Below are 10,093 nucleotides of genomic sequence, written 5' to 3'. Positions count from 1 at the left end.
CGGACCTACACCACCCTCACCCGAGCAGCCTGATCAACAACACATGACACATCTATCGGGACTTCCCCTTGACACATGTCTCGGGACACGACAGTCACGACCTGACGGAAAGTGTCCAAGATCTCTGGCCGGTGGGCCGCTCGCGTCTGCGGTCAGTCGCCGCGGGCGTCGTACCTCGGCCGTAGCGTGCCGGGTATGAACCGCACCGATCGCCTCTACGCGCTGGTCGAGGAGCTGCGGGCGGTGTCACCACGGCCGCGTAGCGCCCGCTGGCTGGCCGCGCGTTTCGAGGTGAGCAGCCGGACCATCGAACGGGACCTCGCCGCGTTGCAGGAGGCCGGGGTGCCGATCTGGGCTGAGCCCGGGCGCACCGGCGGCTACGTCCTGGACCGCGCCCGCACCCTGCCGCCGGTCAACCTGACCGCCGCCGAGGCGGTGGCGATGGCCGTGGCGCTGCACCGGCTTGCCGGCTCGCCGTTCGCCGGGCCGGCCGCCACCGCGCTGCGCAAGCTGGTGGCGGTGCTGCCGGCTGCCGATGCCGCCGAGGCACACCGCCTCGCCGACCGGGTGCACCTGATCGGCGACGGGCCGGCCGCGCCCGTCCCGGCCACCGTCGCCGACGCGGTCACCGCGCGGCGGGTGCTGCGCATCCGGTACGCCGACCGCGCCGGCGCCGACTCGACCCGTGACGTCGAGCCACTCGGCTACCTCGGCAACTCCCGACACTGGTACCTGGTCGCCTGGTGCCGTCTGCGCGACGAGCTGCGGTGCTTTCGTACCGACCGGATCCGGAGCGTCTGGGCGCTGCCCGACGTGGTGGCCCGGGAGCTACGCCTGACGGATCTCGACATCCCGCACGAGCGGGTCCGCCCGCTGAGCCTGGTCTGAAGGGGGCTCGGCGCTTCGGCCTGGTCTGGAACCGGCTCGGCGCTCGGCGGCCTGGTCTGAAGCGGGCTCGGCGTGGCGGCCTGGTCTGGAATGGGCTCGGCGTGGCGGCTGGTCCGAGACCCGTCCGCAGCGCGGCGGGCTGGGTGGGTCTCGTCACCGAGAAACCCGCCGGGTGATCCGGAAACACCGACAGGACGCTGTCGCCAACGGCCCTGAGACTGCTCCAGACGGCGGCAGAGCGGCCGGCACGAATCATTCTGGAGGCAGTAGATGTCCAGTTCCACCACGCCCATCACCTGGTTTGAGATCGGCACCGACCGGCCCGAGGACGCGGAGCGGTTCTACGGAGAGCTGTTCGGCTGGACCTTCGAGGAGCAGGGCTCGCCCAACGGCGGGTCCTACCGCGTGACCGGGGCCGGCGGGGACACCGGGATCGGTGGAGCGATCCGGGCGACCGACGGAACGTCGCCGAACTACGCGGTGTTCTACGCCGAAGTCGCCGACGTGGCAGAGACCTGCCGACAGGCCGAAGCTGCCGGCGGCCGGGTCCTGGTACCAGCCCGTACGGCACCGAGCGGTCTCCGGTTGGCCCACCTACTCGACCCGGCCGGCAACCACCTGGGCGTTTTCACGCCCCCGCCCCCGCAGCCCTGACCCCTTCCAAGGTCCCGCTGATGCCCCGGGGTTGGCCTTGTCCCCGGGTTTGGCCTTCCTCCCGGGCGGGTGCGATGGCCGGGCCAGCCTGGCAGCACCCACGCGCGTGATCCGCACGACAGGGTGGCGGGTCGGGCCGGGCACGGCAGGTCGGACCGGGGCCAGACCGGCCTGCCAGTGGCGTACCGAGCCCGGCCCCGGCCGCTGATGCCTGCCGGGGCCGGGCTCTTCGGACTACTTGCCGGGCGTACCAGCGCCGTGGTGGCCGCCCATGCCGCGGTGCCCGCCGGGGCCGGGGAAGACGCCGGCCTCGACGGCCTTGGTGATGGCGTCGGCCTGCTCCTGGGTGAGCTTGCCGTCCTTGACCGCCTGGTCCAGGCGCTGCTTGATCGCGGCCTGACGGTCCTCGGCGGACGGGCGCTGCGGTCGGTCGGCCGGCCGGTGCTGCTCGCGGATCTTCTCCAGTGCGGCGGTCACCTTGTCGGTGGGCACGCCAAGCTCCTTGGCGAGCTCCTCGGCGAACGCGCCCTGCCGGTCGGCCTTCGCACCTGGAGCCGTGTCGGGAGCCGGGGCGGTGCTGGCGCTCGGTGTCGGTGTGGGGGTGTCGGCGGCGAACGCGATCGTCGGGGCCGCGATCCCGACGCCGAGGACGCCGGCGGTGGCCAGGCCGGCCAGCAGGTGCTTCCTGCGGATGGTGCGGGACATGCTGTCCTCCAGAGGTTCGGTCATCCTGCGCTGTCATCACCGACAGTGACCGGGCCGTCTGGGCGGAAGCCGTGGCGAACCTGTCAGCGAGCTGAAAATCCCGGGCGGCGGTGGGCGAAATCGGTTGTGTGGTCGCTGGCCGAGCGGTCAGGGTGGACGATCCACCGACGGAAAGGACACTGCGGCATGACCGTCGAAATGCGGGAGATTCCACTCGTCGGGCCGGACGCCGGGCCGTACGGCATCACGCCTGGCCCGGACGGCGCGTTGTGGCTGACGTTGGCCCATGCCGGTGGCATCGCCCGGTTGTCGCCCGACGGCGCGGTCCGGACCTACCCGCTGGATCCGGCCGGCGGTCGTCCGTTGATCATTACGGCAGGGCCGGACGGGGCGCTCTGGTTCACCCGCTCAGGGGACGACCGGATCGGTCGGATCACCGTCGACGGTGAGCAGCGCACCATCGCCCTGCCGGCCGGCACCGGGCCGGGCGGCATCGCGGCTGGGCCTGATGGCGGGCTCTGGTACGCCGGGATGACCTCCGACACCATCGGCCGGGTGGGGATCGACGGCAGCCACACCGCCTTCCCGCTGCCGGTGACCGGCGGGTTCGCCTCGATGATCACTGCGGGCGCGGACCAGGCTCTCTGGTTCACCCTCAACCAGGCGAACGCTGTCGGCCGGATCGATCTCGATGGCAGGGTGACGCTGCATCCGCTGCCCACAGTGAAGGCGGGCCCGGTCGGCATCACCGTGGGCGTTGACGGCGCCATCTGGTTCGTGGAGATCGCCGCCGGTCAGCTCGGTCGCCTCGACCCGGATGGCGAGATCGTCGAGTTTCCGCTGCCGGACCGGGCGGCCCGCCCGCACGCGATCGTCGGCGACCCGGACGGCGGCGTGTGGTTCACCGAGTGGGGTGCCAACCGGATCGGTCACCTCGATCCCACCGGACGGTTCGAGGGCTACGCCCTACCTACCCCCAACGCCGAACCGCACGGCATCACCCGCACCCCCACCGGCATCTGGGCCGCCCTGGAAATCGGAGCAGTAGCCTACCTACCCCTCTGACCCCCGGTGATCATGAAGTTATCGCCGCGACACGCCGTGGCGAGTGACAACAACTTCATGATCACCGGGGAGTGCACCGGGGAGTGCACCAGGGAGTGCGCCGGTGAGTGCACCGGGGAGTGCACCGGGGAGTGCCCTGGGAGCGTCCCGGCCGCGCCCCGGGGTTAGTGGACTGCGGGGGTTGCGGTGAGGGTGGCTGTGGTGGTGTCGAGGGTTGCCTCGGTGCCGATGGGGACTGTGAGTTGGTTGGGGCCGTGGCCGATGGGGAGGCCGCCGAGGACCGGTACGCCCAGGTCGCCGAGGCGTTCGGTGAGTACGTCGACGATTGTGGTGTCCCACCCGTCGCCGCAGTCGGTGAACTGTCCGACCGCCACCCCGGCCAGTCCGTTCAGTGCGCCGGCCCGGCGCAGGTGGGTGAGCATCCGGTCGACCTTGTACGGGGGTTCCTGCACGTCCTCGATCAGCAGCACCGCACCGGTCAGGTCGGGCAGGTCGGGCGTGCCGATCGACGCGGCGATCATGCACAGGTTGCCGCCGAGCAGGGTGCCGGTGGCGCGACCCGGGACGCGTACGCCGAAGGTCTCCTCGGTGGGCACCGCGGTGATCGACACTGGTTCGGTGGTCATCAGCGCCGCGTGCAGGGATTCGGCGGAGCGCAGCGGCGTCCGCTCGTCGCGCCAGGCCGCCCCGGGGCCGTGCACCCCGGCCAGGCGGGCGCCCCGCCACAGTGCGAACTGCAACGCGGTGATGTCCGAGAAGCCGGCCACCACCTTCGGGTCGCGGCGGACGGCTGCCATGTCGATGGCGTCCACGATCCGTTGGGCCCCGTAGCCGCCGCGCGTGCAGATCACTCCCCGCACGTCAGGGTCGGCGAAGGCTGCGTTCAGGTCGGCGGCACGCAGGTCGTCGGTGCCGGCGAGATAGCCGTGACGGGCGTACGCGTTCGGTGCCGGCACCGGGCGCAGGCCCCAGCCGGTGAGCAGTTCCATGCCCCTGGCCACCCGCTCCGGCGAGGTCGGCCCGGACGGCGACACCAGCAGCACCGTGTCACCCGGGCGCAGCACGGGCGGGCGTACGGCGGCGGTGTCCTCGCTGATCACAACCGCAGAGCCTAACGACCCGGCCGAGGCGGGAACGCCACCCGGCCGCGCGGCCCGTGCCGGGGCGTGATGCCGTGCGGCGTACCGGCTAGCCTCGACGGGTGGCAACCGCGCTGGTGATCGAGAACGACCCGACGGACGACGCGCGCCGGCTGGGTGAGTGGCTGACCGAGGCTGGGCTGGAGCTGTGGGTGGTGCGTCCGCACGCCGGCGACGAACTCCCCGCCGACCTGGAGGGGTACGCGGCGCTGGTGGTGCTCGGCGGCGACCAACAGGCGTACCCGTTGCCGGACGGCTCGCCCGGCGCGCAGTGGTTTCCCGCGGTGGAGGGCCTGCTGCGCAAGGCGGTCCGGTACCGGGTGCCGACCCTGGCGGTCTGCCTGGGCGCGCAGCTGCTCGCCACCGCACACGCCGGGTTGGTGGAGCGCAGCCCGTCCGGGCCGGAGATCGGCCCCGGCGTGGTCGGGCGGCGCGACGCCGCCGAGAACGACCCGTTGTTCCGGTACGTGCCGTTGATCCCGGACGTGCTCCAGTGGCACGCCGACGAGATCACCGAGCTGCCTCGGGGCGCTACCCTGCTGGCCGCCTCCACCCGCTACCCGCATCAGGCGTTCCGCCTCGGTGACCGGGCGTGGGGGTTGCAGTTCCACATCGAGTGCGACGCCGCGATGATCGCCGGATGGGCCACCGACTCGGTCCAACTCGCCGAGCTGGGCTACGACCCGGAGCTGGTCGTCGCGGCCTGCGCCTCGGTGCTGGCCGACGTCGAGGAGGTCTGGCAGCCGTTCGCCGCGCGGTTCGCCGCGCTGGCCCTCGGCGAGTTGGACGACAGCACGACGCGGCGCGGCCTGCCGCTGCTCGGGCACTGATGAGCCGGCCGACCAGGGCATCGGGCCGACTGGCCCGGTACGGCTTCGGCACCGCCGAAGGCGATGGTGGCGCGCGCGCCGCGGACCTGCTCGGCCCGGAAGGGCTGCGACTGTGGCGGCCGGTCGAGCAGGAGCCGGTCGACGAGGCCGCAGCGGAGCTGCTCTCCGCGCTGTCCCGGGCCGCCGACCCGGACCTGGCGCTGCGCCAACTGCACCGCATCGTGGAGGCCGAGGGCCGTACACCCGCAGGCGGCGCCGACCGCCCCACGCCCGCAGGGGGCACCGACCGCCGCACGCCCGCAGGCGGTGCCGCAGGCCGCACGCCAGCAGGCAGCGCCGAGGGCCGCACGCCCGCAGGCGGTGCCGAGGCCAGTACCACCGAAGGCGGCACTGAATCGCCGCTGCTCGCGGACGTGCACGCCGATCCCGGGCTGCGGCGGCGGCTGATCGCGGTGCTCGGCGCGTCGGCGGCGCTCGGCGACCACCTGGTGGCCCACCCCGAGCACTACCGGGCCCTGCGGACCGCAGCGGACGGGCTCGCCCCGATCGCCGAGGGGCGGCTGGAGCCGGCCGACGGCGGTAACCCGGTGGCGGCGCTGCGGACCGCGTACCGCCTGGCGTTGTTGCGGATCGCGGCGGCCGACCTGACCGGCGGTCGCGGCCTGGAGCAGACGATGGCCGCGCTCTCCGCGCTGGCCGACGCGACGCTGTCCGCGGCGTACGAGATCGCGGTCGCGGAGCTGGCGGAGGGGACCGAGCGGCCCCGACTCGCGGTAGTGGCGATGGGCAAGTGCGGCGGCGGCGAACTGAACTACGTCTCCGACGTGGACGTCATCTTCGTGGCCGCCGAGGACGCCGACCTGCCCGCCGCGACCCAGGTGGCGACCCGACTGATCTACATCTGCGGGCTGGTCGCCTGGCCGGTGGACGCCGCGCTGCGCCCCGAGGGCAGCCGCGGCCCGCTGGTGCGGACCCTCGCCAGCCACCTGGCCTACTACCGGCGGTGGGCGCGCACCTGGGAGTTCCAGGCGCTGCTCAAGGCCCGCCCGGCCGCCGGGGACCTGCCGCTGGCCCAGGAGTGGATCGACCAGCTCGCGCCGCTGGTCTGGCGGGCGGCCGAGCGGCCCGAGGCGGTCGAGGACGTCCGCGCCATGCGCCGCCGGATCATCGACCACATCCCGCCAAAGGAGCTGGAGCGCGAGATCAAGCGCGGTCCGGGCGGGCTGCGCGACATCGAGTTCGCCGTCCAGTTGCTGCAACTCGTGCACGGTCGCGGCGACGAGACGCTGCGTCCGCCCGGCACCATCCCGGCGTTGCGCGCGCTCGTCGCCGGCGGCTACGTCGGGCGGGCCGACGGCGAGGCCCTGCTGCGCGGCTACCGCTTCCTGCGCAGCGTCGAGCACCGGTTGCAACTCCAGGGCCTGCGCCGTACGCACACGGTGCCCGCCGAGCCGGGCGCGCTGCGCTGGCTCGCCGCCGCGCTGGGTTTCACTGCCGCGCCGGGGCGCAGCGCCGTGGAGAGCTTCCGGGCGGAGTGGGTCACCCACGCCACCGAGGTACGCCGACTGCACGCCAAACTGCTCTACCGGCCGCTGCTGGAGTCGGTGGCCCGGGTGCCGGCCGACGGGTTGCGGCTCACCCCGGAGGCGGCCAGGAACCGCCTGGAGATCCTCGGCTTCGCCGACCCGGCCGGGGCGTTGCGCCACCTCCAGGCGCTCACCGGCGGGGTGAGCCGTACGGCGGCCATCCAGCGCACACTGCTGCCGGTGCTGCTCAGCGAGTTCGCCGACGCGCCGGAGCCGGACCGGGGGCTGCTGAACTACCGCAAGGTCTCCGACAAGCTGGGCAGCACCCCCTGGTATCTGCGGCTGCTGCGCGACGGCGGCCCGGTCGCCCGTCGGCTGGCCCGGGTCCTCGCCCTGTCCCGGTACGTCGCCGACCTGCTCGCCCGCGACCCGGAGGCGCTGCGGCTGCTGGCCGAGGAGAACGAGCTGGCGCCCCGCGCGTCCGAGGTGCTGCGGGAGGGGTTCCTGGCGGCGGCGGCCCGGCACACCGATCCAGTCGAGGCCACCAGCGCGGTGCGCGCGCTGCGACGTCGCGAGCTGGTCCGGGTGGCCTGCGCCGATCTGCTCTGCCGGGCCGGCGCGCTCGCGCCCAGCCCCACCCGGGCGGACGGCGCGAACCGGCCCGCCCGCAAACTGTCCGACATCACCGAGGTGGGTACGGCGCTCGCCGACGTCACCGACGCCACCCTGGCCGCCGCGCTGCGGGCCGCTCAGGCAAGTCAGCCGGCACCAGCGGGGCTGCGGTTCGCGGTGATCGGCATGGGTCGGCTCGGCGGGTACGAGTCGAACTACCTCTCCGACGCCGACGTGCTCTTCGTCTACGACCCCCCGCCGGGCACCAGCGAGAGCGCCGCCAGCGCTGCCGCGCACGCCGTCGCCGAGGAGCTGCGCCGGCTGCTCGGCGTACCCGCCCCCGACCCGCCGCTGGGCGTCGACGCCGACCTGCGCCCGGAGGGCCGCCAGGGCCCGCTGGTCCGCAGCCTCGCCGCGTACGCCGCGTACTACGCCCGCTGGTCGCGGGTGTGGGAGGCGCAGGCACTGCTGCGCGCCCGGTTCGTCTGCGGCGACGCCGACCTGGGCGCCGAGTTCGAGGCGATGATCGAGCCGGTGCGCTACCCGGCCGACGGGCTGACCCGCGAGCAGGTCGTCGAGATCCGGCGGATCAAGGCCCGGGTGGAGACCGAACGGCTGCCCCGTGGCGCCGACCCGGCCACCCACACCAAGCTGGGGCGCGGTGGGCTCGCCGACGTGGAGTGGGCTGTGCAACTCGTCCAGCTCCGGCACGCCGGCGCGATCCCGGAGCTGCGCGGCACGCGTACCCTCGACGCCCTCGCGGCGGCCGAGCGGGCCGGCCTGATCGACCCGGCGGAGGCCGCGGAGATGGCCGCCGGTTGGGCCCTTGCCGCGCAGGTCCGCAACGCGTTGATGCTGGTCCGGGGTCGGGCCGGCGACCAACTGCCCCGGCACGGGGTGGAGTTGGCCGGGGTGGCCCGGCTGCTCGGCCGCGACGACCCGGGGGAGTTCCTCGACGAGTACCTGCGCACCGGCCGCCGCTCCCGCGCCGCTGCCGAACGGGTCCTCGATGCCTGACGCGTCGCCGCCCCCGACCGGGCGGAGCGTCGCGGGCTGGGCGGCGGCGACCGGGGTGGCGGTGCTGCTCGCCGTCGCGTTCCTCCTCGCTCCACCGATGGGCACCGACCTCGCCGCCCAGGTGGCGCGTGCCGGGTTCACCGAGCGGTACGGGGCCGCGCCGGTCGATTTCGGCTGGTACGGCGGCGTCAACCAGTACGGCTACAGCCTCTTCACGGCCAGGTTGGGCACGCTGATCGGGGTGCGTCCGCTGGGGGCGGTCGCCGCCGTGGTCGGCGCGGCCGCGCTGGGTTGGCTGTTCAGCCGCAACCGGGCCCGACGACCGCTGCTGGCCGGCGTCCTCGGCGCGGTGGTGCTGGTCGGCAACCTGGCCAGCGGCCGGATCACCTTCGCGGTCGGGCTGGCGTTCGGGCTGCTGGCGCTCTGCGCGGTCAGCGCGGAACGCCCACCGCGCTGGCTCCGGCTGACGCTTGCCGCCGTCTGCGCCGCCCTGGCGACGGCGGCCAGCCCGGTCGCCGGCCTGTTCACCGGGCTGGCCGGCGCGGCGCTGCTGCTCAGCGCCCTGCGCACCGGTGACGGGCCGGGCCGCCCGCTGCCCGGAGGCTGGCGAGCCGACCGACCACTGGTCGAGGGGTTCGTCCTGGCTGTAGCGCCCGCCGTCACGCTCGCCCCGATGGCGTTCCTCTTCGGCAACGGCGGCACCCAGCCGTACTCGGCCGAGTCGATGCGCATCAACGTCGCGCTCGCGGTGCTGGTGGCGGTCGTGCTGCCGCGTCGCCGTCGGGTGCTGCGCATCGGCGCGGCGCTCACCGTGCTGCTGCTGATCGGGGCGTACTACGTGCCCAGCCCGATCGGTTCCAACGCGCTGCGACTGCCGATGCTGTTCGCCCTGCCCGTGCTGGCCGGGTACGCCGCCCTGCCGGGGCCGTGGCTGGCCGGTTTGCTCGCCGCGACCGTGTGGTGGCAGTCGCCGGTGATGATCAGCGACGTGACCCGGGCCGGCGCCCCGGAGAGCGCCGAGAGTTTCTACCAACCGCTCGTCGCCGAACTCGACAGGCGGCAGCCGGCCGGGCGGGTCGAGGTGGTGCCGCTGCGCGACCACTGGGAGTCCGCGTACCTGCCGCCGACCGTGCCACTGGCCCGGGGTTGGGAACGCCAGGTCGACAGCGACCGCAACGCGCTGTTCTACGACGGCAGCCTGAGCGCGCAGACGTACGAGAAATGGCTACGGCACGAGGCGGTGAGCTACGTGGTGCTCGCCCCGGACGCACCCGCCGACCGGTGGGGCCGCGACGAGGCCGCGCTGATCCGTGCCGGCCTGCCGTACCTGCGGGAGGTCTGGCGTGACCCGACCTGGCGGATGTACGCAGTGGTCGATCCGACCCCGCTGGTCGGTGCCCCGGGTCGACTCGTCACCGCCGACCGTGGCGCGGTCCGGCTGACCGCCACACCCGGGGACGTGCCGGTCCGGGTGCGCTGGTCGCGCTGGCTCACACTGAGCGGCCCGGACGGCTGTCTGCGACCGGGCGCGGACGGGTGGACCGAGGTGCGAATCCGCGCCGCCGGCGACTACTCGATCTCCAGTGGGCTGGCACCGACGCGCCACTGCTGACCGTGCCTGCCGTCGGCCTCCCACCGACGGGCTGGCAGCATGTCC

General features: G+C 74.1%; 8 protein-coding genes. 6 read left to right on the top strand and 2 right to left on the bottom strand.

What is annotated here, in order from left to right:
- The first annotated feature begins 195 nt into the window (after positions 1 to 195).
- A complete protein-coding gene (locus ABZU43_RS19020) occupies positions 196 to 888 on the top strand; it encodes a WYL domain-containing protein (RefSeq protein ID WP_355007792.1) in 693 nt (230 codons plus the stop codon).
- A gap of 270 nt (positions 889 to 1,158) precedes the next feature.
- On the top strand, positions 1,159 to 1,542 hold the full coding sequence (locus tag ABZU43_RS19015) for a VOC family protein (protein WP_355007791.1): 384 nt from the start codon (positions 1,159 to 1,161) through the stop codon (positions 1,540 to 1,542).
- A gap of 234 nt (positions 1,543 to 1,776) precedes the next feature.
- On the opposite strand, the gene ABZU43_RS19010 is transcribed toward ABZU43_RS19015, so the two are convergent.
- Positions 1,777 to 2,247: a hypothetical protein gene (locus tag ABZU43_RS19010; RefSeq protein WP_355007811.1), complete on the bottom strand. Its 471-nt coding sequence runs from the start codon at positions 2,245 to 2,247 to the stop codon at positions 1,777 to 1,779.
- A gap of 186 nt (positions 2,248 to 2,433) precedes the next feature.
- Between ABZU43_RS19010 and ABZU43_RS19005 the strand changes: the two genes are divergently transcribed.
- Entirely contained in the window at positions 2,434 to 3,312 is an 879-nt protein-coding gene (locus ABZU43_RS19005; RefSeq protein ID WP_355007790.1) for a virginiamycin B lyase, read from the top strand.
- A gap of 164 nt (positions 3,313 to 3,476) precedes the next feature.
- Here the strand turns inward: ABZU43_RS19005 and ABZU43_RS19000 are convergent, their stop codons facing one another.
- Positions 3,477 to 4,412, bottom strand: coding sequence for an LD-carboxypeptidase (locus ABZU43_RS19000; RefSeq protein ID WP_355007789.1), 936 nt, complete (start codon positions 4,410 to 4,412; stop codon positions 3,477 to 3,479).
- 101 nt (positions 4,413 to 4,513) lie between these two features.
- Here ABZU43_RS19000 and ABZU43_RS18995 point away from each other — a divergent pair, with 101 nt between their 5' ends.
- The 3 genes from ABZU43_RS18995 to ABZU43_RS18985 are packed head-to-tail and all read left to right on the top strand — an operon-like array spanning position 4,514 to position 10,048.
- Positions 4,514 to 5,281, top strand: coding sequence for a type 1 glutamine amidotransferase (locus ABZU43_RS18995; protein ID WP_355007788.1), 768 nt, complete (start codon positions 4,514 to 4,516; stop codon positions 5,279 to 5,281).
- Positions 5,281 to 8,436 (top strand): bifunctional [glutamine synthetase] adenylyltransferase/[glutamine synthetase]-adenylyl-L-tyrosine phosphorylase, encoded by a 3,156-nt coding sequence (locus ABZU43_RS18990; RefSeq protein WP_355007787.1) that lies wholly within the window; start codon positions 5,281 to 5,283, stop codon positions 8,434 to 8,436. The genes ABZU43_RS18995 and ABZU43_RS18990 overlap by 1 nt, the downstream gene beginning before the upstream one ends.
- Positions 8,429 to 10,048, top strand: a complete 1,620-nt coding sequence (locus ABZU43_RS18985) for a hypothetical protein (RefSeq protein ID WP_355007786.1) — start codon at positions 8,429 to 8,431, stop codon at positions 10,046 to 10,048. Before ABZU43_RS18990 ends, ABZU43_RS18985 begins: the two co-directional genes overlap by 8 nt.
- Positions 10,049 to 10,093 lie beyond the last annotated feature (45 nt).

This window comes from Micromonospora sp. NPDC005205 (assembly GCF_040608275.1).
Taxonomy (GTDB): Bacteria; Actinomycetota; Actinomycetes; order Mycobacteriales; family Micromonosporaceae; genus Micromonospora.
The sequence above is the reverse complement of the archived record's forward strand: the minus strand, read 5'-3'. Positions and strand labels throughout refer to the sequence as shown.

Bases quoted from the DNA above. Each gene is read 5' to 3' on its own strand.
- ABZU43_RS19015 (WP_355007791.1), top strand. From the start codon at position 1,159: ATGTCCAGTTCCACCACGCCCATCACCTGGTTTGAGATCGGCACCGAC.
- ABZU43_RS18985 (WP_355007786.1), top strand. From the start codon at position 8,429: ATGCCTGACGCGTCGCCGCCCCCGACCGGGCGGAGCGTCGCGGGCTGG.
- ABZU43_RS18990 (WP_355007787.1), top strand. From the start codon at position 5,281: ATGAGCCGGCCGACCAGGGCATCGGGCCGACTGGCCCGGTACGGCTTC.
- ABZU43_RS19020 (WP_355007792.1), top strand. From the start codon at position 196: ATGAACCGCACCGATCGCCTCTACGCGCTGGTCGAGGAGCTGCGGGCG.
- ABZU43_RS19005 (WP_355007790.1), top strand. From the start codon at position 2,434: ATGACCGTCGAAATGCGGGAGATTCCACTCGTCGGGCCGGACGCCGGG.
- ABZU43_RS19010 (WP_355007811.1), bottom strand. From the start codon at position 2,247: ATGTCCCGCACCATCCGCAGGAAGCACCTGCTGGCCGGCCTGGCCACC.